Below are 24699 nucleotides of genomic sequence, written 5' to 3'. Positions count from 1 at the left end.
TTCACCCCGCGAATCGCCCAATAGTAGGTTCATCCGCTCATCCAGAGCCGAACTCGCTCGATAAGGTGAATGTGCAATGCGCAAGACACTGAAGGTGATTTCCAGTCTGTTTGTTGTTTCGTTGGCCATCAATGCCCAGGCCGCACAAGTGGACGACAGCAAAACGCTGCGGCTCTACAACTGGGCGGACTACATCGGCGAGAAGACGCTGGCGAATTTCGAGAAAGAAACCGGCATCAAAGTCATTTATGACACCTTCGACGCCTATGAGACGGTGCAGGCCAAACTGCTGACGGGCCACTCCGGCTACGACCTGATCGTGTTGAATGCCTCGCTGGCGCCACCGCTGATCAAGGCCAAGGTGTTCCAGCCGCTGGACAAGAAGTTGCTGCCGAGCTGGAACAATCTGGACCCGAAAGTCCTGCAGGACCTGCAAGGCTTCGACCCGGGCACCACGTACTCGGCGCCCTATACCTGGGGCAGCAACGGCGTGACCTACAACGTCGACAAGATCAAGGAACGCATGCCGGACGCGCCGATCGGTTCGCTGGCGATGATTTTCGATCCGAAGATCGTCTCCAAATTCGCCGACTGCGGCGTCACCCTGCTCGATGCGCCCACCGAAGTGATTCCGCTGGCGCTGAAATATCTGGGTCGTGACCCGCGAAGCGCCGCGCCAGAAGACCTCAAGGCCGCTCAGGATGTGCTGCTGTCGGTGCGGCCTTACATCCGCAAATTCGACTCGGTCAACTACCTGACCAGCTTGCCCAACGGCGATGTGTGCATGGCCATGACCTGGTCCGGCGACTACGCCACCGCCATGGCCCGTGCCGAAGAGGCGAAGAAGCAGATCAACCTGGCCTATTTCATTCCCAAGGAAGGCTCGCTGATCTGGTTCGACAACATGTACATCCCGGCGGACGCGCCCCACGTGGCCAACGCCCACAAGTTTCTCGACTACCTGATGCAACCCCAGGTGATGGCCGATGTGAGCGATTACATCAACTACGCCAACAGCAACGCGGCGGCCACGCCCCTGCTCAATGCCAGTGTGCGAGATAACCCGGCGATCTATCCCGATGAAGACGTGCGTCAACGGCTCTTCCCGCAGAAAACCCAGGACGCGAAAGACATGCGCGCCATTACGCGGGTGTGGAGCACGGTGAAGAGCGGGATCTGATCGTCCAATTGTTCAGTTTGAGGTTTGTGTATGGCTACTCCAATCAAGGCTACCCCGATCAAGAAAGTGTTCTCGCAGGCTGAAGAAGCCGCACTGGTCAAGGCCGACAAGGCCCACCACATGCACGGCTACCACATGTTCGACGAGCACGCCGAACAGGGCTCGCTGAATATCGTCGCCGGTGACGGCGCCTACATCTACGACACCCAGGGCAACCGTTTCCTCGATGCCGTGGGCGGCATGTGGTGCACCAACATCGGTTTGGGGCGTGAGGAAATGGCCGAGGCCATTGCCGATCAGGTACGGCAACTGGCGTATTCGAATCCGTTTTCCGACATGTCGAACAACGTGGCGATCCAGCTGTGCGAAAAGCTCGCCAGCCTGGCGCCGGGCGATCTTGATCACGTGTTCCTCACCACCGGTGGCTCCACCGCGGTCGACACCGCCTACCGGCTGATCCAGTACTACCAGAACTGCCGTGGCAAGACGGAGAAGAAGCACGTCATCGCCCGTTTCAACGCCTATCACGGCTCCACCACCCTGACCATGTCCATCGGCAACAAGGCCGCCGACCGGGTGCCGGAATTCGACTACGCCAACCCGCTGATCCACCACGTGTACAACCCCAACCCTTACCGCGCGCCGGAAGGCATGGATGAGGCGCAGTTCCTCGAATTCCTGGTCAAGGAGTTCGAAGACAAGATCCTCTCGATTGGCGCGGACAAGGTGGCCGGCTTCTTCGCCGAACCGGTGATGGGTTCGGGCGGGGTGATCATTCCGCCCAAGGGTTACCTCAAGCGCATGTGGGAAGTGTGCCAGCGCTACGACATCCTGTTTGTCGCCGATGAGGTGGTGACCTCGTTCGGGCGCCTGGGCAAGTTCTTCGCCTCCAAGGACGTGTTCGACGTGCAGCCGGACATCATCACCACCGCCAAGGGCCTGACCTCGGCCTATCTGCCGCTGGGCGCCTGCATCTTCTCCGATCGCATCTGGAAGGTGATTGCCGAACCGGGCACGGGCCGCTGCTTCACCCACGGTTTCACCTACAGTGGTCATCCGGTGTGCTGCACGGCGGCGCTGAAGAACATCGAGATCATCGAGCGGGAAAACCTGCTGGCCCATGTCGAGGATGTCGGCGGTTACCTGGAACAACGCCTGGCTACCCTGCGGGACCTGCCGCTGGTGGGGGATGTGCGCTGCCTGAAACTGATGGCCTGCGTTGAATTCGTCGCCGACAAGCGCACCAAGGCGTTGTTTGCCGACGAGATCAACATCGGCGAGAAGATCCATTCGCGGGCTCAGGCCAAAGGACTGTTGGTGCGGCCGATCATGCACCTGAACGTGATGTCGCCACCGTTGATCCTGACTTATGCACAGGTGGACGAGATCGTCGAGATCCTGCGCGAGTGCATCCTGGAAGTGGCGGCCGAGCTTTCTGCGAGCGGCCAGTACGCCGGCCAATGACTTTGTCCGTCAGGCTGTTACCAAGGCCGTGCTCTGCCGCTAGACTGCGGGTCATGAGCAGACCAAACGACGAAACGCTGATCGCGATGCCCTTCGGGGCATTGCACAAATGGCATGGGGGAATGCGCGAGGCATTCGCCCATATCGACGAGCCCGACGCCCTGCAATATTTGGCGTCGGCGTTGGCGCAGCTGGTGTCCATCGAATCGATGATGATCAGCCTGGAGCGCAAGGACCGTCCGCCGCAATTGCTGCATCAGCGCGGGATTGCCGAGCAATATCAGGTCTCGATTCTCGACCGCTATTTTTCCGGGGGCTATCTGCTCGACCCGTTCTGTTTCGCGGTGGAGCAGGGGTTGGCGCAAGGCTTCTATCACCTGGAAGAAATCGCGCCGGACAACTTTTTCGACAGCGACTACTACAAGACTTACTACCTGAATGCCGGCTGTTCGGAAGACAGCTACTACATCGTCGACACCGGCAACGACACCAAAATTTCCGTCAGTCTCTATCAAGGTTTCGGTGGTGAATGCCTGCGAGTCGACCAGTTGAATCTACTACGCGCGGTCGAACCGCTGGTGCGCGAGTTCGTCAGCGAATTCAGCCGTCGGGGCATGCTGCGCAATAGTGCGATTCAGTGCGATAGCGAGCAGAAGTCGGCTGATGACCTCAAGCATCGGGTGCAGTCCGCGTTCGAACAGTTCGGTAGTGACCTGCTCACCGAGCGCGAACGGGAAGTGGCGCACATGGTCCTGCGGGGCCACTCGGTGAAATCCACCGCCAGCCAGATGAACATCTCCCCGGAAACCGTGCGCATGCACCGCAAGAACCTGTATTTGAAGCTGGAAGTGGGGTCGCAGTCGGAGTTGTTTGCGCTGTTCATCGAGTGGTTGCGCGGGCACTGAAAGCCAAAAGATCGCACCCCTGTAGGAGCGAGCCTGCTCGCGATAGCGGTGTGTCAGTCGACATCATCACTGACTGACACACCGCCATCGCGAGCAGGCTCGCTCCTACAGGTTTTTGGGTTGACCACAAGAACTGTGGTCAACCAGAAGCGCGGATCAATCCTCGCGCTTCACCACCAGCGTCAAGATGTCATAGCTGGCCACCAGCTCACCCAGCTGGTTGGTGACTTCCACATCCCACGCCACCACCCCTTGCGGAACGCCCTGTGGGCTCTTCTTGCCCTGGTCGATCTTGCGTTTGCAGGTCAGGCGCGCCTGGATGGTGTCGCCGATGCCCACCGGGTTGATGAAGCGCAGGGTGTCGAGGCCATAGTTGGCCAGCACCGGGCCGACGCCAGGGGATACAAACAGGCCCGCCGCGGCCGACAGTACGAAGTAGCCGTGGGCGATGCGCTTGCCGAATTGCGATTCCTTGGCCGCGATGTCGTCGAAGTGCATGTAGAAGTGGTCGCCCGACAGGCAGCCGAAGTTCACCAGGTCCGCCTCGGTGACGGTGCGACGGTGGGTCAGCAGCGACTCGCCGATCTGCAGGTCCTGGAAGTAGCGACGGAACGGGTGCACTTCGGTTTCGATGACCTTGGCGCCACGCACGTATTCACCGGTGACCGCTGCCAGCATGGTTGGCGAGCCCTGGACCGCCGCGCGTTGCAGGTAGTGTTTCACCGCACGCAGGCCGCCGAGTTCTTCACCGCCACCGGCACGACCCGGACCGCCGTGCTTGAGTTGTGGCAGTGGCGAGCCGTGACCGGTGGATTCACCGGCGCAGTTGCGGTCCAGCACCAGCAGACGACCGTGCAGGGCTGCGGCGACTGGAACGGCCTTGGCGGCGATTTGTGGATCCTTGGTCACCAGGCTGGCCACCAGGCTGCCTTTGCCGCGTGCGGCCAGGGCCAGGGCTTCGTCGATGTCGTCGTAGGCCATCAGGGTGCTGACCGGGCCGAACGCTTCGATGTCGTGAGCGCCGCCTTCGGCGTGCGGATCGCGGGCCTGCAACAGGGTCGGGGCGAAGAACGCGCCCTTGTCGACGTTCACGCCGCGCGGCTCGAAGCCGTCACGGGCACCGAACAGCAGGTCGCTGCTCTGCAACAGCATTTCCAGGCGCTCGGCCACGTCTTTCTGTTGATCGTGGGAAGCCAGTGCACCCATGCGCACGCCTTCCACCGACGGATCGCCAACCACGACTTTGGCCAGGCGATCACGCAGACGCGTGGCCACGGCATCAATGTGCTTGGCCGGCACGATGGCGCGGCGGATGGCGGTGCATTTCTGCCCGGCCTTGGTGGTCATTTCCTTGGCCACTTCCTTGATGAACAGCTCGAATTCTTCGTCGTCCGGGGTGACGTCCGGAGCGAGGATCGCGCAGTTCAGCGAGTCGGCTTCGGCAGTGAACGGCACCGAGTTGCGAATCAGGTTCGGGTTTACGCGCAGCTTGGCCGCGGTGTCGGCGGAACCGGTGAAGGTCACCACGTCCTGGCCTTGCAGGCGGTCCAGCAGGTCACCGGTGCCACCGATGATCAGTTGCAGGCTGCCCGCTGGCAGCAGGCCGGATTCGTCCATCAGGCGCACCACGGCTTCGGTCAGGTAGCTGGTGGCGCTGGCGGGCTTGACGATGCACGGCATGCCGGCGAGGAAGCTCGGCGCGAACTTTTCCAACATGCCCCAGATCGGGAAGTTGAAGGCGTTGATGTGCACGGCGACGCCGCCGCGCGGTACCAGGATGTGGGTACCGGCGAAGGAGCCCATCTTGCTCAGCTGCATGGCCGGGCCTTCGTGGACCACGTTGCCCGACGGCAGCTCGCGCGAGCCCAGGCTGGCGTAGGTGAACAGCGTGCTGTTACCGCCTTCGATGTCGATCCAGCTGTCGGCACGGGTGGCGCCGCTGTGGTGGGAAATCGCGTAGAGCTGTTCCTTGCGCTCGGCCAGGTACAGGGCCAGGGCCTTGAGGCGCTGGGCGCGTTGCTGGAAGTCCAGCGCCATCAGGCCGCTGACGCCTTGGCGGCGACCGTGTTCGATGGCTTCGGCGAAGTCCGGACGCTCTTCATGGGTGCGGAAGATTTCATGGCCGTCGATGGCGCTGCGCAGGACTTGCGCGCCTTGCTGGCCGATCCAGCGGCCGGCGATGAAGCTTTGCAGGGTAGGGGCGTGGGACATGGCATTGACTCTCAAAAATTGTGAAAACACCGCGTGACCACTGTGGGAGCGAGCCTGCTCGCGATGAGGCCGTCACCTTCGACATCTCCGGTGACTGATCCACCGCTATCGCGAGCAGGCTCGCTCCTACAGGGTTTTGCGTTGTTCTTGTGGATAAGTTTCAGAGCTGGTCGAAGTCCAGCACCACCTTGTCGGTGACCGGGAAGGCCTGGCACGACAGGACGTAGCCGGCCGCCACTTCGTAGTCTTCCAGGGCGTGGTTGGTGTCCATTTCCACTTCGCCTTCGATGACCTTGCATTTGCAGGTCGAGCACACGCCGGCCTTGCACGAGTAGGGCAGTTCGGCGCCGATGGCGTTGCCGGCGTCGAGGATGCTCTGGCTGTTGCGCGGCAGGTCGAAGCCCAGGGCGCGGCCGTCGCTGATCACGGTGATGTGGCTGACCGCCGAATCCACCTGGCGAGCCGCTTCACGGGCTTCGCGTTTCTGCTGGCTGCCGGCGGCGGCGAACAGTTCGAAGTGAATGCGCGCAGGGTCCATGCCCTTGGCTTTCAGGCTGTCGCGCACGGTCTCGGTCATTTCCTGCGGGCCGCAGATGAAGGCGGCGTCGAGGGCTTTCACGTCGAGCCAGCGGCTGAACAGTTGCTCGCATTTCTCGGCGTTGATCCGGCCGTTGTACAGGTCGACGTCCTGCTGCTCGCGGCTGAACACGAAGATCAGGTTCAGGCGTTGCAGGTAACGGTTCTTCAGGTCTTCCAGCTGTTCGCGGAACAGCGCGCCGGAGCTGGAACGGTTGCCGTACAGCAGGGTGACGCGGCTGTGGGGCTCGGTTTCCAGGGTGGTCTTGATGATCGACAGGATCGGCGTGATGCCGCTGCCGGCGGCGACCGCCAAGTATTGGCCATGGCGAGCCGGGTCGAGTTCGACGCTGAAGTGGCCGGCTGGTGGCATGACTTCCAGGGTTTGCCCGGCTTTGAGTTGTTCGTTGGCGTAGGCGGAAAAACGCCCGCCGGCCACGCGCTTGATGGCTACGCGCAGTTCACCGTCGTTGACGCCGGTGCAGATCGAGTAGGAGCGACGCACTTCTTCGCCGTCCAGCTGGGTGCGCATCACCAGGTGCTGACCCTGGGTGAAGTGGAAGCTATCTTGCAGGTCTTGCGGAATCTCGAAGGCGATGGACACCGCGTCACGGGTCTCGGTGCGCACGTCCTTGATGGTCAGGCTGTGAAATTTGCTCATTGTTGTTCTCCAGCTGGACGGCGGCTCGCCGCTCAGATGCACTTGAAATAGTCGAACGGTTCCCGGCAATCGATGCAGCGGTACAGCGCCTTGCACGCGGTGGAGCCGAACTCGCTGAGCACCTCGGTGTGCACGCTGCCGCATTGCGGGCAGGCGATCACCGGGCTCTCACCGAGCAGGCTGCGCTTGCTGGTGCTGCCGTCGGGCGGCGCGATGCCGTAGGCCCGCAGGCGCTCGCGGCCGCTGGCGCTGATCCAGTCGGTGGTCCAGGCCGGCGTCAGGCGGCGCTCCAGGTTCGGTGCGCGAAAACCGGCCAGCTCCAGTGCGTCGCGAATATCGCTTTCGATCACTTCGGTGGCCGGGCAGCCGGAGTAGGTCGGCGTGACCACCACGTGCAAGTGACCGGCCTGCCAGTCCAGATCGCGCACGATCCCCAGGTCCACGACGCTGACCACCGGCACTTCCGGGTCCATGACCTCGGACAGGACCGCCCAGGCGGCAGCCAGGTCGGTCGGTTGTGCCGGCCGGGCGCCTTGGTCGCTGGCGATCAGATCACCAGGTTGCATCGGGGTACGCTCGTGGCAGGAACTGCATTTCGGCCAGCAGGATGCCCAGGTGTTCGGTGTGCAGGCCCTTGCGCGCATTCAGGTAGAAATAGCTTGGCGCGGCAGGGACGGGCAGGGTGGCGCTGGCGAAGATTTGTTCAACCTTGGCTTGCCATGCGCTAGCGACCGTGGCGATGTCCGGGGTGATGCCGGCTTCGCATAGGCGCTGTTCGCTGTCATCGGCGGCGATCAGTTCCACGGTGAAACGCCAGACTTCCGGGATGGCCGCGAGCATGCGCTTATGGCTTTCCTCGGTGCCGTCGCCCATGCGCTCGACCCATTCGCCGGAGCGGCGCAGGTGGTAGGTGACTTCCTTCACGGCCTTGGCGGCGATCCCGGCGATGCGCTCATCGCTGGACTGGCTCAAGCCCTTGAGGACTTCCAGATGCCAGGCGTCGTACAGGAACTGCTTGAGCATGGTCACCGCGAAGTCGCCGTTGGGTTGTTCCACCAGCAGCAGGTTGCGGTAGGCACGCTCGTCGCGGCGGAACGCCAGGTCATCGGCGTCACGGCCGTCGTCCAGCAGCTCGGCGGCATAGTCCAGCCAGTTGCGGGCCTGGCCCACCAGGTCGAGGCCGACGTTCATCAGCGCCAGCTCTTCTTCCAGTGCCGGGGCCTTGCCGCACCACTGGCACAGGCGCTGGCCCTGAATCAGGGCGCTGTCGCCCAGGCGCAGCAGGTATTCGATCAGATCGGTCTTGTTCGTCATGGTCGATCTCACATGTGCCCGACTTCGGCCGGCAGCTCGTAGAAGCTGGCGTGGCGGTAAACCTTGTCGTCCGACGGGTCGAACAGCGGGTCTTTTTCATCCGGCGACGAAGCGGTGATCAGCGCCGAAGGCACGACCCACAGGCTCACGCCTTCGCTGCGACGGGTGTAGAGCTCGCGCGCGTTCTCGATGGCCATGGTGGTATCGGCGGCATGGACGCTGCCGACGTGCTTGTGGTTCAGGCCGTGCTTGCTGCGCACGAAGACTTCGAAGAGGGTCCACTCGGACATTTCAGTTACTCCACATCAGGTGGCCGGATCAGGCGGCGTTCTTGTTTTGTTTTTTGCGGGCGTGGGCGACAGCGGCTTCGCGGACCCAGGCACCGTCTTCAATCGCCTTGCGGCGGGTGGCGACGCGTTCGGTGTTGCACGGGCCGTTGCCCTTGAGCACTTCGTAGAATTCGTCCCACTGGATCTGGCCGAAGTCGTAGTGGCCGGTTTCTGCATTCCACTTCAGGTCAGGGTCGGGGCAGGTGCAGCCCAACAGCTCAAGCTGCGGGATGGTCTGGTCGATGAAGCGCTGGCGCAGTTCGTCGTTGCTCTGGCGCTTGATTTTCCAGGCCATGGATTGCGCGCTGTTCGGCGAGTGTTCGTCGCTCGGGCCGAACATCATCAGCGACGGCCACCACAGGCGGTTGATCGCGTCCTGAACCATGTCCTTCTGCGCCTGGGTACCGTGACGCATCATGGTCAGCAGGATTTCGTAGCCCTGGCGCTGGTGGAAGCTCTCTTCCTTGCAGATACGGATCATCGCCCGCGAGTACGGGCCGTAGGAGGTGCGCTGCAGCACCACCTGGTTGACGATCGCCGCACCATCCACCAGCCAGCCCACCGCGCCCATGTCGGCCCAGTTCAGCGTCGGGTAGTTGAAGATGCTCGAATACTTGGCTTTACCGCTGTGCAGCTTGTCGATTTCTGTATCGCGATCGGCGCCCAGGGTTTCCATGGCGCTGTACAGGTACAGGCCGTGGCCGGCTTCGTCCTGGATCTTGGCCATCAATTGCAGCTTGCGTTTGAGCGTTGGCGCGCGGGTGACCCAGTTGCCTTCGGGCAGCATGCCGACGATTTCGGAGTGAGCGTGCTGGGAAATCTGCCGGATCAGGGTCTGCCGGTAGGCATCTGGCATCCAGTTCTTGGCTTCGATCTTGATTTCTGAATCGATTTTTTCCTGGAAGGCGCGTTCCTGATCGGACATTTCCGACAGGTCCTTGATGCGCTTGACTCCGGTTTCTACAAGCTGTGCGTACATTTCGGTCTCCGGCCTCTTTTTTGTTCAGGGGCATTTCGAGGGCATGGAGAACTTTATAAGCGATACAGAAATTAATATCAAACAGAAAATATAGTGTCGTATTGTTTTTGTGTATCGCTTCCGACGTATGGGAGGGCGAGTTGGGGTTTCTGGACACGCTGGTGGCACCTTAGTAGCATCCGCCGCAGATGGATCTTTCCCTTTGCAACGCCAGCCGGCGGGCCTCTCAAGGAGTCGAAATGCACGAATTCACCCATGGCGATAAGAAGGTCGCGTTCACTGTGTTGAGCGGTGAGGTGCTGGGCAGCGAAAAGATGAGCGAAACCCGGATCACCACGACAGGTGGCGGCGCAACTGCGGGCAGTGTCGGCGCCAACGGGCAACCGGTGCGGGTCAGTTCGGAGTCGATCATCAACCACGAGTTCTGGATCAGGACCGCGGACGGCGTCGAGCACGATGTGAAGTTGCGCGGGGTGGATATTCCCCTGCGTGCAGGTCAGCAGGTGTCGTTGTTCAGCGCGCTGCGCAAGGACGGCAAGGCACCTGTACCTGCAGTGCTGCATAACCATTCGGCGGCCAAACGCTGGGTGGTGCGTGACGCTGCAGCGCTGAATCAGGAATTGGCGCTGGTGGACTTCAAGTGGAGCTCGTTGTGGATTGCCTTCGCCCTGTTGTTCGGCGTCGGCTTTGCTTCACCGGCGCTGGGCCTGGTGGTGTTCATTCTGTACATCTTTTATCAGTGCTATCAGGCCTCGAAGCGCAGGCGGCGGCTTATCAGCGACTTGAATGCCTTCCTCGACAAGCTGAGCCCTCAGATGGCCAACCCTGTTCAACCGCAAGTCAACCCGTTTGAAGCCATGCTCAAGGCCTCGGGCATTAACCTGTCCGAAGCACAGGTTCAAACGATCTCGATGCAGTTCGAACTGCCTGTCGAAGTGCAGGTGGCGGCGCCGGTGCAACAAGCGCCCGTGCAAGCTCCGGTCGAGGCGCCAAACCCCGTGCTGGACAGCAATGGCGTGCGCAGGGCTTTGTCGCGCAAGGGTTCGAAATGAGCAACTACATCTTCGCGGGCACCCGACTGAATTTCTGGATCGTGCACGGGGTAGTGCTCAGCAATCAGTCCAATGGCGAGGTCTGGATCAAGGCGTCGACAGGTAAGGAATTTCGCCTGGAGTGTTTATTCGAGCCGTTCCAGATGAGTGAAGGTCATGAGGTTTCCTTGATCGGTGCGGACAGCCCAGGCAATGATTTCTGGTGGCCGTTACGCCTGCGCAATCACGATCGTTCGCAATACTACGACCTGAATCCACTTGAAGATATCTACAAGGAATTGTTCAAGACGCCGCATTGGTTCTGGGTGGTATCGGCGGTGCTGTTCGTTCCGTCATCGTTGGTAACGCTGATGTTCGGTGTTTGGTGGGGAGGTCTTCTGCTGCCATTGATTTTCTGGTTTGCGTTGGGCCCAAGTGACAAAAGGCGCAAGGCGCGAGAAGTCGAGGCGCTGGAGGCCCATATCGACAAGATAGATGCAAAGGACTGTGCCAGACGATCCATTGCCAGGGCTCTTTCGCGTGATCCCCAGGTGGCGAAATCCTGATGAGGGCAGGCGGGCACTCCTCCGGGACAACTCCTGCACGAGACCGCCAATCCTCCGCGTACCCCTGTAGGAGCGAGCCTGCTCGCGATGAACCCGAGAGCGCCGTGGGGTATCAGGCAGCCAGCGTTATCGTTGACGACCATCGCGAGCAGGGCTCGCTCCTACAGAGAGGCGGATCAGGCGCGTCTCCACAGGTTTAGCCTTACTTCCCCGCGGATGTCGGCGCAGGCCTTGATGAGGCGGTCGACATCTTCGTCTGTCAGCCCGCTATTGAGTGACAGTCGCATCAATGAACGGTTGAGGCCGGTGGCCGGTGCGCAGAACACCGAGCCGAATATGCCACGTGCCTGCAGGGCATCACGCAGGCGCAGGGTCAGCAACTCGAACCCGGGTTCCAGGGCGATGATCTGTTCGGTCCCGGCGCTGACGTCATAACCCAACTCCGTCAATGCGGATCTGACCCGATGCGTCATCGAGCGCAGTCTGCTGCGGCGCTCATCAGCGTGTTGCACGAAACCCACGGCCTGTTCAAACCACGTCAACTCGTGATCGAGCAGGCTGGAACTGAAAATCGCCGGGTAAGACTCCATGGCGAAGTAATCCTTGAAGCAGGTCGGGCAGGTAATCAGACCGGCACGACCGGCCAAGGCCTTGGCCAGGCTGGCCGTCTGGAAATGCACATGGTCGGACAGGCGACACTGCGCGACCAGCCCGGCCCCCTGCGGCCCGTGGGTGCCGAGGGAGTGGGATTCGTCGACCACCAGCACACAGTCATGACGTTGGGCAACCTCGGCGAAATCCCCCAGCGGGCACAGGCTGCCATTGGTGCTGTAGACCGCATCCACCGCAATGACGCCGCGCCCATGTTTTCTTATCTGCCGTTGCGCATGGGCGGCGTCGTTATGCGCAAACGCGATGGCGCGCGCCCCCGCTGCGTGTGCGCCCTGCCATAGGGACATGTGCGCAAGGATGTCCAGATAGACGGGAATGTCCTTGTTGGCGATGGCTTGCAGCAATCCCGTATTGGCCGCCCAGCCTGACTGGCAAAGGATGCTGTCCTGTGCACCCATGAAATGGGCCAGGCGTTGCTCCAGCCTGGACACGGGCGTGTCGCCGTGAAGAAAAACGGCAGACATTAGAAGTTGATGCCGCGTCTGCAGCATCGCCCGGGCTTGAGCTTCGATCAGCGAATACTCCGTCGCCAGGCAAAGGTAGTCGTTGCTCGACAGGTGCAGCGCATCGGGGCCAGGGGTGGCGCCGTGCAGCAGATGCTGACCAGCCCATCGCTGCTGGACGCGATCGACCGTGTGGGTCTCGATGCGTGAGCGGACAAAGTCGGGCAATGCAGCCGCTTCGATGTTGGCGGGCGTAGGCGGGTTGGTACCAGGCATGGATGACTCCTTTGCGGAGTGATCGGTTGTCAGCGCACTACAACCCCGGCGGCGGTCCTTGGCTACTGTCAGAGTTGACAGTTTTGTGGTGCGGGCGATGGGTGGCGTTCAGTTCGGCCAGTCAGTCGACTCGATACCGCGAATACGCGCCATCCAACTGTAGGAGCGAGCCTGCTCGCGATGAACTTGAGATCGCCGCGGGGTATCAGGCAGCCAGCGTTATCGTTGACGACCATCGCGAGCAGGCTCGCTCCTACAGGGTTGCGCAGGCAAAAAAAACCCCGCATCAGCGGGGCTCAAAAGGTGCAGCAGTCATGCTTTAGGGCGTTTGTCCACGACGTGGCAGGCCTTGCCCTCGGATCGCTTGATCGAGTGGAAAGGCTGCAACACGATGCGCGTACTGATCCCGATGTAGGTCTTGATGTGCTTGCTCAGCTCGCCGCACACGGCTTTCTGCTGGTCGTCGGTCATGTGCTGGTGCTCGGCCTTGAGCTCCACGTGCACGTCGACGCTGTCCAGGTTGCCGTTGCGGTGCAGGTGGATCTCGTAGCACTCGGCCAGTTGCTTGATTTTCAGCACCTGCTCCTCGATCTGCGTCGGGAACACGTTGACGCCGCGGATGATCAGCATGTCGTCGCTGCGTCCGGTGATCTTGTCGATGCGGCGCATCGGGCGCGCGGTGCCCGGCAGCAGGCGCGTCAGGTCGCGGGTGCGGTAGCGGATCATCGGCAGGGCTTCTTTGCTCAGAGAGGTGAACACCAGTTCGCCCATCTGGCCGTCCGGCAGTACTTCGCCGGTGATCGGGTCGATGATTTCCGGGTAGAAGTGGTCTTCCCAGATGGTCGGGCCGTCTTTGGTCTCGGCGCATTCCATGGCGACACCCGGGCCCATGATTTCCGAGAGGCCATAGATGTCCAGGGCGGTGATGCCCATGCGCGCTTCGATGGCGCTGCGCAGTTCGGCGGTCCACGGCTCGGCGCCGAAGATGCCCAGGCGCAGGGCCAGTTTGTGCGGGTCGATGCCCTGGCGCTCGATTTCATCGGCGATGTTGAGCATGTAGGACGGCGTGACCATGATGATGTCCGGCTGGAAATCCTTGATCAACTGCACTTGTTTCTCGGTCTGGCCACCGGACATCGGGATCACGGTGCAACCCAGGCGTTCGGCGCCGTAGTGCGCGCCCAGACCGCCGGTGAACAGGCCGTAGCCGTAGGAGATGTGCACCTTGTCACCGCGACGGCCACCGGCTGCGCGAATCGAACGAGCCACCACGTTGGCCCAGGTGTCGATGTCGTTCTGGGTGTAGCCGACCACGGTCGGTTTGCCGGTGGTGCCGCTGGAGGCGTGCAGGCGCACGATCTCGTTCATCGGCACGGCGAACATGCCGTAGGGGTAGTTGTCGCGCAGGTCGGACTTGGTGGTGAACGGGAACTTCGCCAGGTCCTCCAGGGACTTGATGTCGTCCGGGTGTACGCCCTGCTCATCGAAGCGCTGACGGTACATCGGCACGTTGTTGTAGGCGTGGTTCAGGCTCCAGCGCATGCGGTCCAACTGATGCGAACGCAATTCGTCGATGCTGGCGGTTTCCAGCGGGTCCAGTACAGGATCGAGCGTGGATTGGGAAATTGGCATGTTCATGGTTTCACTCGAATTGTTTTTGTGTTCAAGCCCCTTCTCGGCGGGGCTTTGAGTGCATGCCCCAAGGATACCTCTGGTGTCCTTGGGAATCGCGGTTCTTTAGTGGGATAGACGCTCGATGATCAGCGCGATCCCCTGGCCCACGCCGATGCACATGGTGCACAGGGCGTAGCGGCCATTGCGTTCTTCCAGCTCGTGCAGGGCAGTGGTCACCAGGCGCGCACCACTCATGCCCAGCGGGTGGCCCAGGGCGATGGCGCCGCCGTTGGGGTTGACCCGTGGATCGGTGTCGCTCAAGCCCAGTTCGCGCAGCACCGCCAGACCCTGGGCGGCGAAGGCTTCATTGAGTTCGATGATGTCCATGTCCGCCAGGCTCAGGTTGGCCAGTTCCAGCACCTTGCGGGTCGCTGGTACCGGGCCGATGCCCATGATCCGTGGCTCGACACCGGCGGTAGCCATCGCCACCACGCGGCCACGGGCGGTCAGGCCATGGCGCTTGGCGGCTTCCGGGCTGGCCAGCAGCAGGGCGCAGGCCCCGTCGTTGACGCCCGAGGCGTTGCCGGCGGTGATGCTGCCGCCTTCGCGGAACGGCGTGCCGAGTTTGGCCAACTGCTCCAGGGTGGTGTCGCCACGCGGATGTTCATCCTGCTCGACGATCTTGGCCGGGCCTTTGCGCTGCGGGATTTCCACGGCGACGATTTCCTTGGCCAGACGTCCATTGGCCTGGGCGGCAGCAGCGCGTTGCTGGCTGCGCAGGGCGAAGGCGTCCTGATCAGCGCGGGAGATGTTGAACTGGGCGGCGACGTTTTCCGCGGTTTCCGGCATCGAATCAATGCCGAAGCCTTTTTTCATCAGCGGGTTGACGAAGCGCCAACCGATGGTGGTGTCGAAGATTTCCGCCTGACGGGAAAACGCCTGCTCGGCCTTGCCCATCACCAGCGGTGCGCGGGACATCGATTCCACGCCACCGACCAGCATCAGGCCGGCTTCGCCACTGCGAATCGCCCGCGCTGCGGTACCGACCGCGTCCAGCCCGGAACCGCACAGGCGGTTGAGGGTGGTGCCCGGTACGCTGACCGGCAAGCCGGCCAGCAGCGCTGACATGCGCGCCACGTTGCGGTTGTCTTCGCCGGCCTGGTTGGCGCAGCCGTAGATCACGTCGTCGACCTGGCTCCAGTTCACTTGCGGGTGGCGGCGTTGCAGTTCGCGCAGCGGCACCGCGCCGAGGTCGTCGGCGCGCACGCTGCTCAGAACGCCGGCGTAGCGGCCGATGGGCGTGCGTACCGCGTCGATAATCAGGGCGTCATTCATTCGGAGTCTCCTGCGCCAGCACCGGGCCGCGCACTTTGTAGGATTTGCCGTGGAACAGGGCGATCAACTGGCCCTGCTGGTTTTCAATGCGTACGTCGTAGTTGCCGGTGCGGCCCGAGCGGCTTTGCTCGATGCAGTCGGCACTCAAGGTGTCGCCCAGGCGCGCCGGGGCGACGTAGTCGATGCTGCAGCCGATGGCCACGGTGGCTTCGTTGTAGCTGTTGCAGGCAAAGGCGAAGGCCGAGTCGGCGAGGGCGAACAGGTAGCCGCCGTGGCAGGTGCCGTGGCCCTGGACCATGTCCGCACGCACGGTCATGCCCACGCGAGCGGTGCCGGGGCCGGCGGACAGCAAACGCATGCCCATGGCCTGGCTGGCGGCGTCGCGCTGGAACAGCGACTGCGCACATTCACTCGCCAGGGTCATCGCTTCATGGTTAGTCATGGAAGTTTCTCCCTTCGGCTACGCGGCGACGCAGCAGCAGCGATGGCCGGTAGCGTTCTTCGCCGTAGGCGGCTTGCAGGTTGTCCAGCACGGCCAGGATGTGCGGCAGGCCAACGGCATCGGCCCAGGCCAGCGGGCCTTGCGGGTAGTTGACCCCGGCGCGCATGGCCAGATCGATGTCGGCGGCCGAGGCCACGCCTTGCAGCAGGGCGTCGGCGGCTTCGTTGGCGAGCATCGCCACGGTGCGCAGTACGGCCAGGGCCGGGCTGTCGCTGAGCAGGCTGACTTTCAGGCCGGCCTGTTGCAGCAGGGCGACGCCTTGTTCGAGGGCCAGCGGATCGATGCCCGCAGCAAAGCTGATGGCGATGCGTTTGGCCGTGGCGTAATCGCCGGCCAGATCCAGCAGGATCAGGTTGCGCAGGCCGTCTTCTTTGGCGCGCTGGCAGGCCATGCGGCCGTCGCTCAGGGCCAGCACCGCGTCACCGACCCGCAACAGGCCACGGCCATCGCGCTGGATGACGTTGATACCTTGTTCGCGCAGGCGTGGCAGCAAGCCTTGGGCAAAGCCCAGATCGCCTTCGACCACACAGGCTTCGACGCTGGCGCTGCTGGTGATTTCAGCGGCTTGCGGGCGTTCGGCGCCCTGGGCGTAGCTGTAGAAGCCCTGTCCGCTCTTGCGACCGAAACGACCGCCGTCCACCAGTTCCTTCTGGATCAGCGACGGCTGGAAGCGGGTGTCCTGGTAGTAGGCGTCGAACACCGAGCAGGTCACGGCGTAGTTGACGTCATGACCGATCAGGTCAGTCAGCTCGAAGGCGCCCATGGCAAAGCCACCGGCCTCACGCATCAGCGCATCCAGCGTCGGGCAATCGGCGGCGCCTTCCTGCAACAGGCGCAGGCTTTCGGCGTAGAACGGACGGGCCACGCGGTTGACGATGAAACCGGGGGTGGAGCGGGTGTGTACCGGTTTTTTGCCCCAGGCCTTGGCGGTGTCGTACAGGCATTCGGCGAGGGCCGGATCGCTGGCAAGGCCCGAGACGATTTCCACCAGCGCCATGACCGGCGCCGGGTTGAAGAAGTGCAGACCGAGCAGGCGTTGCGGGCGTTTGAGCTTCGCGGCGATGCTGGTGATCGACAGCGACGAGGTGTTGCTGGCCAGGATGCAGTGCTCGCCGCAGATGTCTTCCAGCTGGGCGAACAGCGCGCGCTTGACCTCGAGGTTCTCGACGATGGCTTCGATGATCAAGTCGCAATCGGCGAGGGCTTCGATGGCTTCCACCGCTTGCAGGCGAGCGACGGTGGCGCTGCGCGATTCGGCGGACAGCTTGCCGCTCTCGACGCGTTTGCCCAGTTGCTTGTCAATGCCTTCGATGGCTTGTGCGGCGGCGCCCGGACGGTTGTCCAGCAGCACTACCGGATGGCCGGCCTGCGCCGCGACCTGGGCAATGCCGGCACCCATGGCGCCGGCGCCAATCACGGCAACGCGTTCAGTTTTATTCAGTGCGGTCATCACTCAGCGTCCCTTGAAGCTTGGGGTGCGTTTTTCCATGAAGGCGCTCACGCCTTCGCGGTAGTCCTCGCTGCGTCCGGCCAGGCGTTGCAGGTCGCGTTCCAGCTCCAGCTGCTCGTCGAAGCTGTTGCTCATGCTGGCGTTCAGGCTGCGCTTGATCAGGGCCAGGCCGTAGGTCGGCTGGGTGGCCAGGTGTTGCGCCAGCTTCAGCGCTTCGTCGCGCAGTTCGGCGTCTTCCACGCAGCGGTAGATCAGGCCCCATTGTTCCGCCTGTTCGGCGGTCAGGCGGTTGCCGAGCAGGGCCAGGGCCTTGGCGCGGGCCATGCCCACCAGACGCGGCAGGGTCCAGGTGCCACCGGAATCAGGGATCAGGCCGATCTTGCAGAAGGCCTGGATGAAGCTGGCCGAACGCGCGGCCAGTACCAGGTCGCAGGCCAGGGGAATGTTGGCGCCGGCACCGGCGGCCACGCCATTGACTGCGCAGATGACCGGCATCGGCAGGTCGCGCAGTTGGCGGATCATCGGGTTGTAGAACTTCTCGATGGACTCGCCCAGGTCCGGCACGGCGGCGCCCGGCGCGACGTTGCGGTCGCTCAGATCCTGGCCTGCGCAGAAGCCACGGCCTTCACCGGTCAGCAGCAGGACGCGCACGTCCGGGTTCTGCCGTACCTGTTTCAGCGCTTCCTTCACTTCGCCGTGCATCTGAGTGTTGAAGCTGTTCAGTTGGTCCGGGCGATTGAGGCTCAGCAGGGCGACGCCAGCGTCGATGGAAAACAGGATGTGTTCGAAATTCATGGTCTTGGCGCTCTCTGGGAGGTCGTTCGAATTCGGTGTTCTGCGGCCGGATTACTGGCCGGTGAAGGTCGGTTTGCGCTTTTCCTGGAACGCCGCGATGCCTTCATTGCGATCGCGGGTGCCGGCCAGCACGGTGAAGGCGTGGCGCTCGAAGCGCAGGCCGCTGGCAAGGTCGGTGTCCATGGCCTTGAGCAGCGCTTCCTTGGCCAGGCGCACCGCCAGCGGGGCCTTGGCGGCAATCTGGCGGGCGACTTCAAGGGCGCGTTCGACGGTGAATTCCGGTTGCGTGATTTCGCTGACCAGGCCGGCGCGCTGGGCCTGGCGGGCGTCGATCGGCTCGCCGGTCAGCACCATCTGCATGGCCATGGATTTGCCGACGGCGCGCAGCAGGCGCTGGGTGCCACCGGCGCCGGGCATGATCCCGAGGTTGATTTCCGGCTGGCCGAAGCGGGCGTCTTCACCGGCAATGATGATGTCGGCGTGCATCGCCAGTTCACAGCCACCGCCGAGGGCGAAGCCGTTTACGGCAGCGATCAGTGGTTTGCTGAAGCGGGTGATGGCCTGCCACGAGGCCTGGCGTGGGTCGTCGAGGATACCGACCAGGTCGCGCTCGGCCATTTCCTTGATATCGGCGCCGGCGGCGAAGGCCTTGCGGCTGCCGGTGATGACCACGGCGCGGGTGTCGGCATCGGCCTGGGCGATGGCGAGTTCGTCGGCCAGTTCGCCCAGTAATTGGGTGTTCAGGGCATTGAGCGCTTGCGGGCGCTGCAGGGTAATCAGGCGCACGCCAGTGTCGAGTGTTTCGACGGTCAGGGTTTGAGGCACGGCGGTTGCCCTCAGGGTGTACGCACGGCGGTAGTGCCGGCTTGTTATTGGATCCGGTCGTGGGGGCCGGTTTTGTCGGAGTATACTCGCAACGTGATACGCAAATGCAATACAAAAATTGATTTGATGTGTCCTATTGTCGGATTTGTGGTTTTCCATGGACCGCTTGCAGGGATGGGTTGCAAGGGTTTTTACCCCGAATATATTGGCTTTTGTGGCGTTCTAGAGCGGTTGAAATGGTGGGCGGATCAAGGGCTTTTCAAGTGATACGCTTTTTTGTCTTTGTGCTGGTAAAAGCGATGTGATACAAATTGAGTCAATAAACGCATCGCTTTGTGAAGGAAGCTGCCATGACCTGCTACAGCCTCGATGGCCTGACCCCGGTGATCGACCCCACTGCTTATGTGCACCCGACGGCGGTGCTGATCGGTGACGTGATCGTCGGCCCGCATTGCTATGTGGGGCCGTTGGCGAGTCTGCGCGGTGACTTCGGGCGGATCGTCCTGGAAGAGGGCGCCAACCTGCAGGACACCTGCGTGATGCACGGCTTCCCCGACAGCGACACGGTGGTTGAGCGCAATGGCCATATCGGCCATGGCGCGGTACTGCACGGTTGCCGGATCGGTGCCGACGCGCTGGTGGGCATGAATGCGGTGGTGATGGACAACGCGCGTATCGGTGAACGTTCCTTTGTTTCAGCAGCCGCGTTCGTCAAGGCCGGTTTCGAATGCCCCGAGCAGTCGCTGGTGATGGGCGCGCCGGCCATCGTCAAGCGCACCCTCAGCGATCAGGAAGTGGCGTGGAAACAGGCGGGCACCCGTGAGTATCAGGAGCTGGCCAAGCGGTGCCTTACACAGATGCAGGAGTGCGAACCGTTGCCGGCGCCGGAAGCGGATCGGCCGCGGATGAGTGATCGTGGCCTGCGGCCTAAAGGCAGTTGATCCCCCCTGTAGGAGCGAGCCTGCTCGCGATGGACGTCAACGATGACGCGGGCTGTCTGAATGCTCGTATTGTCCGGAAGTTTTTCGCGAGCATGCTCGCTCCTACAGAGGGAGGTGCAATTAGCAGGCAGAGTTTCGGTATATTCCTTTTCTTTTTTTCAGCCCGGTACGCCCATGTCGTCCCTGACACCTTTGAACCATCTGATTACGCGCTTCCAGGAACAGACGCCGATCCGCGCCAGTTCCCTGATCATCACGTTGTACGGTGATGCCATCGAACCCCATGGCGGGACCGTGTGGCTGGGCAGCCTGATTCAATTGCTCGAACCGATCGGCATCAACGAGCGGCTGATCCGCACCTCGATTTTCCGTTTGACCAAGGAAGGCTGGCTGACCGCCGAGAAAGTCGGCCGTCGCAGCTACTACAGCCTGACCGGCACCGGTCGTCGCCGTTTCGACAAGGCCTTCAAGCGGGTCTACAGCACCACCATGCCGGCCTGGGACGGTTCCTGGTGCCTGGTGATGCTCTCGCAGTTGACCCAGGACAAGCGCAAGCAGGTGCGTGAAGAGCTGGAGTGGCAAGGTTTTGGTGCGATTTCGCCGGTGGTGCTGGCCTGCCCGCGCAGCGACCGCACCGACGTCAACGCGACCCTGATCGACCTTGGCGCCCAGGAAGAAACCATCGTTTTCGAAACCACCGCCCAGGACGTGCTGGCCTCCAAGGCCCTGCGCCTGCAAGTGCGCGAGAGCTGGAACATCGAAGAACTGGCGACCCATTACAGCGAGTTCATTCAGCTGTTCCGCCCGCTCTGGCAGTCGCTGCGCGAGCAGGAAAACCTGCAACCGGCCGACTGCTTCCTGGCACGGATTCTGCTGATTCACGAGTACCGCAAGCTGCTGCTGCGTGATCCGCAATTGCCGGACGAACTGTTGCCCGGCGACTGGGAAGGTCGAGCGGCCCGGCAGTTGTGCCGCAACATTTATCGCCTGATCTACGCCAAGGCCGAGGAATGGCTGAACAGTGCTCTGGAAACCGCCGACGGCCCGTTGCCGGACGTGGGCGAGAGTTTTTACCGACGTTTTGGCGGGTTGAAGTAACCCGTCGCCGGTCAGGGAGTGTCGCTGTTCAGGAGAACCCGAGTGTTGACGTAGACAATAAAAACAAAGCCTGCGTGAGAGGCCTGCCATGATTTCAACAACCGCACAGCGCCAGGATGGGTTCGATCAATGGATCCATCAGATCAACCAGATCTGTGGCGCCTTCAACGCCAAACCCCTGGGTGCCGGTTTCGCCGGCCAGATCCGGGAATACCGCAGCGATGCCTTGAAGCTCAGCTTCGTCGATGCCTGCCAGGCGCGCTTGTACCGCACGCCGCAGCAGGTGGCGGCGGCCGAGGGCGGCAAGTATTTCGCGGTATTCCAGCTCGATGGCACGGCGGGCATGGCGCAGGGCGACGACAAAGTGCTGCTGTCGGCCGGTGACATCACCCTGATCGACGCATCGCGCCCCAGCGATTTCACCTACAGCGACAATTCCCGACAGTTGTCGCTGATCCTGCCTTACCAACTGGTGGAGCAGACCCTGCGCTTCAACCAGGTCAGGTGCGGCCACCGGATCGCCGGCAACTCGCCCATCGCCATGCTCTCCCACAGCCTGATCCTCGAAGCCACGCGCCAACCGGACATGAGCCGCCAGGAGAGCGAGGCGACCCTGGAAGCACTGGTCAGCCTGTTGCGTCCGGCCATCAGCCAGACCGACGACTGCACCGACCTGCACGAGCGCACCTTCCGCAAGACCCTGAGTTTCATCGACCAGCACATCCGCTCCGAAGAACTGTGCCCGGAATGGCTGGCGCGGGAAGTCGGCATGTCGACCCGTGGCCTGTACCGGATGTTTGCCAAGAAAGGCCTGGTGGTGGCGCGCTACATCAAGAACCGTCGCCTGGACCTGTGCGCCGAGTCGCTGCGTCAGTCAGGCAAGGAACAGAAGCTGTCGGTGCTGGGGTATTCGTGGGGCTTCTCCGATTCGAGCTACTTTTCCACAGCCTTCAAATCCCGCTTCGGCATTGCGCCGGGGGAGTATCGCAAGCAGCATGCTTGAGTCCCGCTGAACGACACATAACCCCTGTAGGAGCGAGCCTGCTCGCGATGGCGTCGATACATTCAACACCAATTTTCCTGACCCACCGCCATCGCGAGCAGGCTCGCTCCTACAGGGGATAGGTGTCTAATTCAGGCACCATTCTTGAGCAACTGGCCCAGCACCTCCAGCTCGCTTTTCTCCACATCCGAAACCAGCACATAGCGCATGTGGCCCTGTTGCCACGACACCACGTTGAAACCACGAATCGATTCACTCTGCGCTGGTTTGTCGGCCTCGGTCGTGGGCAGGATGAACACATTGATGATGTGCTTGTTGCGCCCGTAACTCAGGGCCGCGGTGGTCTGGTGTTGCAGGTAATCCAGGCGCCCGCCCAGCAAGGGGAAACCCTGTTCCTTGTAGTCGAACACCGGCGGTGAGAAGTCCAGCTTGCCGGTGAACCAGGGCTTGACGGTGTGGCGGTCGGACGACACCACGTCATTCAAATGTTCGCCCATCAACGAGCGCACGTGACTGGACACCGCCTCATCCATCAATGGCTGTTCGCTGCCCGGCGTTGCCACGAAGAGCATCACCGCCAGGGCCAGTGTCGCCACCGAAAACGCCGGTGCGAACCAGCTTCGCCAGCGCTCGATGAAGCCGGGTTTGGGCGACTCGGCGGGGAATACACTGGCGGCCAGCGACGCCGGCGCCCGGTAATACAGCGCACTCTGCTTCACGCCTGTCACCAACAACTTCGCCTGATCATGCACGTGCGCACACGCGGCGCACTCGGCCAGATGCCCGGCCACTTTCGTCGTCGTCGGCGGATCGAGTTCCTTGTCCAGATAGCCCTGTATCAGCGTCTGGCAAACCGTGCAGTCGAGTTCATTCATGATCGTGCAACTTCAGTAGTTCGAGCTTGAGCATGGCGCGGGCCCTGGCCAGCCTCGACATGACCGTGCCGATGGGGATGTCGACCACCAGGGCGATGTCCTTGTAGGGCATTTCTTCGAGCTCCTTCAGCACGATCACCTCGCGAAACCCCGGGGGCAGGGCGCACAGCGCCTGCTGGATCAGCGCCGCGTTTTCGCTGTGGATCGCCAACAGTTCCGGGGTCTGGCTGTGGCTTGGTGTCTGCTCGTCATCGGCCGTTTCGTCGTCCAGGGAAACCCAATGGCGCCCGGCCGTGGCCTTGAGCCAGGTGTAGCTTTCGTTGCGCACGATGGTCAGAAACCAGGCCTTGGCGTTGCCGCCGGCAAAGCGTTGTGCGAACCGGAAGGCGCGCAGGGCGCTTTCCTGCACGACATCGTGGGCGGCGCTGTCGTTGCCCGTGAGCCAGCGCGCAAGGTTGTAGGCCGCGTCCAGGTGGGGCGCAAACAGTTCCTCGAATGGCTTCATAGTGGTTTCCGCACTGTCCCACCTCTATAACTGCGCCACGCCGCGATTTATTCCCGGGAAAAAATGTTTTTTTCCACAGGGAATAAAGACCCGTCCCACAAGGTTTTACCTCGTGTCAGTTGCATCACTACTGCTGCATCACTGTAGTTCGCATGCGAGGAAATACCGATGGACATGCATTCAAAATCCCAACGACGCGTCGACGGCCCCTTGAACCCGGATCGCCGCACGCTCCTCAAATGCTCGGCTTGGGCCGGGGCCGGTGTGATCTGGGCCTTGAGCGGCGGTATTCCCCGAGCGTTCGCCCTGGATGAGGCCGGTCAGGTCTCAGACCCCAAGGCATTGGCCAGCACCTTCCATTTCGTGCAGATCAGCGACTCGCACATCGGCTTCAACAAGGAGGCCAACCCGGAGCCGGTGAAGACCTTGCAGGTGGCCATCGACAAGGTCATCGCGCTGCCGAAACGGCCGTCGTTGATCCTGCACACCGGCGACATCACCCACCTGTCCAAGGCCGAAGAGTTCGACACCGCCGCGCAACTGCTCAAGGGCCTGCCGGCCACCGTGCACTACGTGCCGGGCGAGCACGACACCCTCGACGAGGGCGGCGGCAAGCTCTATCTGGAGCGTTACGGCAAGGGCACAAAGGGCAACGGCTGGTACAGCTTCGATGACCATGGCGTGCACTTCATTGCCCTGGTGAACGTCTTCAATTTTCAGGCCGGCCGTGAAGCGAACCTTGGCGCCGAGCAACTGGCCTGGCTGGCCGACGACTTGCGCGCGGTGAGCAGCAGTACGCCGATCGTGGTGTTCACCCACATTCCGTTATGGACGATTTACCAGCCCTGGGGCTGGGGCACCGAGGACGGCGATCAGGCGATTGCGCTGCTGCGCAAGTACGGTTCGGTGACGGTGTTGAACGGGCATATCCACCAGGTCATCCAGAAGGTCGAGGGCAATATCACCTTCCACACGGCGCGCGGTACGGCTTATCCACAACCGGCACCCGGCACGGCGCCGTCGCCGGGGCCGATGACGGTGGCGGCGGATCAATTGCGCAATTACCTGGGCGTCACGGATGTGCGGGCGACCCAGGGCGAGCATCCGTTGGCGCTGATCGATTCGACACTGGTTTAGGGGAGGGTGAGC

24 protein-coding genes are annotated in these 24699 nt (G+C 62.3%); 9 read left to right on the top strand and 15 right to left on the bottom strand.

Annotated elements, in window-relative coordinates; genetic code table 11:
• Positions 1–76: 76 nt before the first annotated feature.
• From DKY63_RS10575 to DKY63_RS10565, 3 genes are read left to right on the top strand one after another with little or no spacing between them, the layout of a single operon-like run.
• Entirely contained in the window at positions 77–1180 is a 1104-nt protein-coding gene (locus DKY63_RS10575; protein WP_110964040.1) for a polyamine ABC transporter substrate-binding protein, read from the top strand.
• 30 nt (positions 1181–1210) lie between these two features.
• On the top strand, positions 1211–2644 hold the full coding sequence (locus DKY63_RS10570) for an aminotransferase (protein ID WP_110964039.1): 1434 nt from the start codon (positions 1211–1213) through the stop codon (positions 2642–2644).
• A gap of 53 nt (positions 2645–2697) precedes the next feature.
• Positions 2698–3549, top strand: coding sequence for a helix-turn-helix domain-containing protein (locus DKY63_RS10565; protein ID WP_204354321.1), 852 nt, complete (start codon positions 2698–2700; stop codon positions 3547–3549).
• Positions 3550–3705: 156 nt separating this feature from the next.
• Here DKY63_RS10565 and paaZ read toward each other — a convergent pair whose 3' ends face one another.
• The 6 genes from paaZ to paaA form a co-directional block, all read right to left on the bottom strand.
• The gene (gene paaZ / locus DKY63_RS10560) at positions 3706–5760 is read right to left on the bottom strand and encodes a phenylacetic acid degradation bifunctional protein PaaZ (RefSeq protein ID WP_110964037.1); all 2055 of its coding nucleotides are present in this window, start codon (positions 5758–5760) and stop codon (positions 3706–3708) included.
• Positions 5761–5920: 160 nt separating this feature from the next.
• Complete coding sequence (gene paaE, locus DKY63_RS10550; protein ID WP_110964035.1) at positions 5921–6997, bottom strand: 1,2-phenylacetyl-CoA epoxidase subunit PaaE; 1077 nt, start codon at positions 6995–6997, stop codon at positions 5921–5923.
• Between the two features lie 32 nt (positions 6998–7029).
• On the bottom strand, positions 7030–7563 hold the full coding sequence (gene paaD, locus DKY63_RS10545) for a 1,2-phenylacetyl-CoA epoxidase subunit PaaD (RefSeq protein ID WP_110964034.1): 534 nt from the start codon (positions 7561–7563) through the stop codon (positions 7030–7032).
• Positions 7550–8311 carry a 1,2-phenylacetyl-CoA epoxidase subunit PaaC gene (gene paaC, locus DKY63_RS10540; RefSeq protein WP_110964033.1) on the bottom strand — a complete coding sequence of 254 codons (762 nt, stop codon included), beginning with the start codon at positions 8309–8311 and terminating at the stop codon, positions 7550–7552. Before paaC ends, paaD begins: the two co-directional genes overlap by 14 nt.
• Positions 8312–8319: 8 nt before the next feature.
• The gene (gene paaB / locus DKY63_RS10535; RefSeq protein ID WP_007943393.1) at positions 8320–8601 is read right to left on the bottom strand and encodes a 1,2-phenylacetyl-CoA epoxidase subunit PaaB; all 282 of its coding nucleotides are present in this window, start codon (positions 8599–8601) and stop codon (positions 8320–8322) included.
• A 28-nt stretch (positions 8602–8629) separates the two neighbouring features.
• Entirely contained in the window at positions 8630–9619 is a 990-nt protein-coding gene (gene paaA, locus DKY63_RS10530; RefSeq protein WP_110964032.1) for a 1,2-phenylacetyl-CoA epoxidase subunit PaaA, read from the bottom strand.
• A 239-nt stretch (positions 9620–9858) separates the two neighbouring features.
• On the opposite strand from paaA, the gene DKY63_RS10525 reads away from it, so the two are divergent.
• On the top strand, positions 9859–10671 hold the full coding sequence (locus tag DKY63_RS10525) for a hypothetical protein (protein ID WP_110964031.1): 813 nt from the start codon (positions 9859–9861) through the stop codon (positions 10669–10671).
• A complete protein-coding gene (locus DKY63_RS32175; RefSeq protein ID WP_162634894.1) occupies positions 10668–11216 on the top strand; it encodes a hypothetical protein in 549 nt (182 codons plus the stop codon). The genes DKY63_RS10525 and DKY63_RS32175 overlap by 4 nt, the downstream gene beginning before the upstream one ends.
• 176 nt (positions 11217–11392) lie before the next feature.
• On the opposite strand, the gene cqsA is transcribed toward DKY63_RS32175, so the two are convergent.
• From cqsA to paaF, 7 genes are all read right to left on the bottom strand, one after another.
• The gene (gene cqsA, locus DKY63_RS10515) at positions 11393–12607 is read right to left on the bottom strand and encodes an alpha-hydroxyketone-type quorum-sensing autoinducer synthase (RefSeq protein ID WP_110964029.1); all 1215 of its coding nucleotides are present in this window, start codon (positions 12605–12607) and stop codon (positions 11393–11395) included.
• Positions 12608–12919: 312 nt separating this feature from the next.
• Complete coding sequence (gene paaK / locus DKY63_RS10505; RefSeq protein ID WP_110964027.1) at positions 12920–14245, bottom strand: phenylacetate--CoA ligase PaaK; 1326 nt, start codon at positions 14243–14245, stop codon at positions 12920–12922.
• Between the two features lie 99 nt (positions 14246–14344).
• Positions 14345–15556, bottom strand: coding sequence for a 3-oxoadipyl-CoA thiolase (gene pcaF / locus DKY63_RS10500; RefSeq protein WP_110964026.1), 1212 nt, complete (start codon positions 15554–15556; stop codon positions 14345–14347).
• On the bottom strand, positions 15549–15998 hold the full coding sequence (paaI, locus tag DKY63_RS10495; RefSeq protein ID WP_110964025.1) for a hydroxyphenylacetyl-CoA thioesterase PaaI: 450 nt from the start codon (positions 15996–15998) through the stop codon (positions 15549–15551). Before paaI ends, pcaF begins: the two co-directional genes overlap by 8 nt.
• Positions 15991–17508, bottom strand: coding sequence for a 3-hydroxyacyl-CoA dehydrogenase PaaH (gene paaH / locus DKY63_RS10490; protein ID WP_110964024.1), 1518 nt, complete (start codon positions 17506–17508; stop codon positions 15991–15993). Before paaH ends, paaI begins: the two co-directional genes overlap by 8 nt.
• Before the next feature lie 3 nt (positions 17509–17511).
• The gene (gene paaG, locus DKY63_RS10485) at positions 17512–18303 is read right to left on the bottom strand and encodes a 2-(1,2-epoxy-1,2-dihydrophenyl)acetyl-CoA isomerase PaaG (protein WP_110964023.1); all 792 of its coding nucleotides are present in this window, start codon (positions 18301–18303) and stop codon (positions 17512–17514) included.
• 51 nt (positions 18304–18354) lie between these two features.
• The gene (gene paaF, locus DKY63_RS10480; RefSeq protein WP_110964022.1) at positions 18355–19128 is read right to left on the bottom strand and encodes a 2,3-dehydroadipyl-CoA hydratase PaaF; all 774 of its coding nucleotides are present in this window, start codon (positions 19126–19128) and stop codon (positions 18355–18357) included.
• Between the two features lie 350 nt (positions 19129–19478).
• Here paaF and paaY point away from each other — a divergent pair, with 350 nt between their 5' ends.
• The 3 genes from paaY (at position 19479) to feaR (ending at position 22170) form a co-directional block, all read left to right on the top strand.
• The gene (gene paaY / locus DKY63_RS10475) at positions 19479–20069 is read left to right on the top strand and encodes a phenylacetic acid degradation protein PaaY (protein WP_110964021.1); all 591 of its coding nucleotides are present in this window, start codon (positions 19479–19481) and stop codon (positions 20067–20069) included.
• A 174-nt stretch (positions 20070–20243) separates the two neighbouring features.
• On the top strand, positions 20244–21167 hold the full coding sequence (gene paaX / locus DKY63_RS10465) for a phenylacetic acid degradation operon negative regulatory protein PaaX (RefSeq protein WP_110964019.1): 924 nt from the start codon (positions 20244–20246) through the stop codon (positions 21165–21167).
• An 88-nt stretch (positions 21168–21255) separates the two neighbouring features.
• Positions 21256–22170 carry a transcriptional regulator FeaR gene (gene feaR, locus DKY63_RS10460; protein ID WP_110964018.1) on the top strand — a complete coding sequence of 305 codons (915 nt, stop codon included), beginning with the start codon at positions 21256–21258 and terminating at the stop codon, positions 22168–22170.
• Between the two features lie 131 nt (positions 22171–22301).
• On the opposite strand, the gene DKY63_RS10455 is transcribed toward feaR, so the two are convergent.
• Positions 22302–23045 (bottom strand): anti-sigma factor family protein, encoded by a 744-nt coding sequence (locus DKY63_RS10455; protein WP_110964017.1) that lies wholly within the window; start codon positions 23043–23045, stop codon positions 22302–22304.
• Positions 23038–23550, bottom strand: coding sequence for a sigma-70 family RNA polymerase sigma factor (locus DKY63_RS10450; protein WP_110964016.1), 513 nt, complete (start codon positions 23548–23550; stop codon positions 23038–23040). The genes DKY63_RS10455 and DKY63_RS10450 overlap by 8 nt, the downstream gene beginning before the upstream one ends.
• 168 nt (positions 23551–23718) lie before the next feature.
• On the opposite strand from DKY63_RS10450, the gene DKY63_RS10445 reads away from it, so the two are divergent.
• Positions 23719–24687 carry a metallophosphoesterase family protein gene (locus DKY63_RS10445; protein ID WP_110964015.1) on the top strand — a complete coding sequence of 323 codons (969 nt, stop codon included), beginning with the start codon at positions 23719–23721 and terminating at the stop codon, positions 24685–24687.
• Positions 24688–24699 lie beyond the last annotated feature (12 nt).

This window comes from Pseudomonas putida, from assembly GCF_003228315.1.
Classification (GTDB): Bacteria; Pseudomonadota; Gammaproteobacteria; order Pseudomonadales; family Pseudomonadaceae; genus Aquipseudomonas; species Aquipseudomonas putida_S.
The sequence above is the reverse complement of the archived record's forward strand: the minus strand, read 5'-3'. Positions and strand labels throughout refer to the sequence as shown.

Coding starts and splice junctions, on each gene's coding strand:
- DKY63_RS10575 (WP_110964040.1), top strand. CDS start 77: ATGCGCAAGACACTGAAGGTGATTTCCAGTCTGTTTGTTGTTTCGTTG.
- DKY63_RS10570 (WP_110964039.1), top strand. CDS start 1,211: ATGGCTACTCCAATCAAGGCTACCCCGATCAAGAAAGTGTTCTCGCAG.
- DKY63_RS10565 (WP_204354321.1), top strand. CDS start 2,698: ATGAGCAGACCAAACGACGAAACGCTGATCGCGATGCCCTTCGGGGCA.
- paaZ (WP_110964037.1), bottom strand. CDS start 5,760: ATGTCCCACGCCCCTACCCTGCAAAGCTTCATCGCCGGCCGCTGGATC.
- paaE (WP_110964035.1), bottom strand. CDS start 6,997: ATGAGCAAATTTCACAGCCTGACCATCAAGGACGTGCGCACCGAGACC.
- paaD (WP_110964034.1), bottom strand. CDS start 7,563: ATGCAACCTGGTGATCTGATCGCCAGCGACCAAGGCGCCCGGCCGGCA.
- paaC (WP_110964033.1), bottom strand. CDS start 8,311: ATGACGAACAAGACCGATCTGATCGAATACCTGCTGCGCCTGGGCGAC.
- paaB (WP_007943393.1), bottom strand. CDS start 8,601: ATGTCCGAGTGGACCCTCTTCGAAGTCTTCGTGCGCAGCAAGCACGGC.
- paaA (WP_110964032.1), bottom strand. CDS start 9,619: ATGTACGCACAGCTTGTAGAAACCGGAGTCAAGCGCATCAAGGACCTG.
- DKY63_RS10525 (WP_110964031.1), top strand. CDS start 9,859: ATGCACGAATTCACCCATGGCGATAAGAAGGTCGCGTTCACTGTGTTG.
- DKY63_RS32175 (WP_162634894.1), top strand. CDS start 10,668: ATGAGCAACTACATCTTCGCGGGCACCCGACTGAATTTCTGGATCGTG.
- cqsA (WP_110964029.1), bottom strand. CDS start 12,607: ATGCCTGGTACCAACCCGCCTACGCCCGCCAACATCGAAGCGGCTGCA.
- paaK (WP_110964027.1), bottom strand. CDS start 14,245: ATGAACATGCCAATTTCCCAATCCACGCTCGATCCTGTACTGGACCCG.
- pcaF (WP_110964026.1), bottom strand. CDS start 15,556: ATGAATGACGCCCTGATTATCGACGCGGTACGCACGCCCATCGGCCGC.
- paaI (WP_110964025.1), bottom strand. CDS start 15,998: ATGACTAACCATGAAGCGATGACCCTGGCGAGTGAATGTGCGCAGTCG.
- paaH (WP_110964024.1), bottom strand. CDS start 17,508: ATGACCGCACTGAATAAAACTGAACGCGTTGCCGTGATTGGCGCCGGC.
- paaG (WP_110964023.1), bottom strand. CDS start 18,303: ATGAATTTCGAACACATCCTGTTTTCCATCGACGCTGGCGTCGCCCTG.
- paaY (WP_110964021.1), top strand. CDS start 19,479: ATGACCTGCTACAGCCTCGATGGCCTGACCCCGGTGATCGACCCCACT.
- paaX (WP_110964019.1), top strand. CDS start 20,244: ATGTCGTCCCTGACACCTTTGAACCATCTGATTACGCGCTTCCAGGAA.
- feaR (WP_110964018.1), top strand. CDS start 21,256: ATGATTTCAACAACCGCACAGCGCCAGGATGGGTTCGATCAATGGATC.
- DKY63_RS10455 (WP_110964017.1), bottom strand. CDS start 23,045: ATGAATGAACTCGACTGCACGGTTTGCCAGACGCTGATACAGGGCTAT.
- DKY63_RS10450 (WP_110964016.1), bottom strand. CDS start 23,550: ATGAAGCCATTCGAGGAACTGTTTGCGCCCCACCTGGACGCGGCCTAC.
- DKY63_RS10445 (WP_110964015.1), top strand. CDS start 23,719: ATGGACATGCATTCAAAATCCCAACGACGCGTCGACGGCCCCTTGAAC.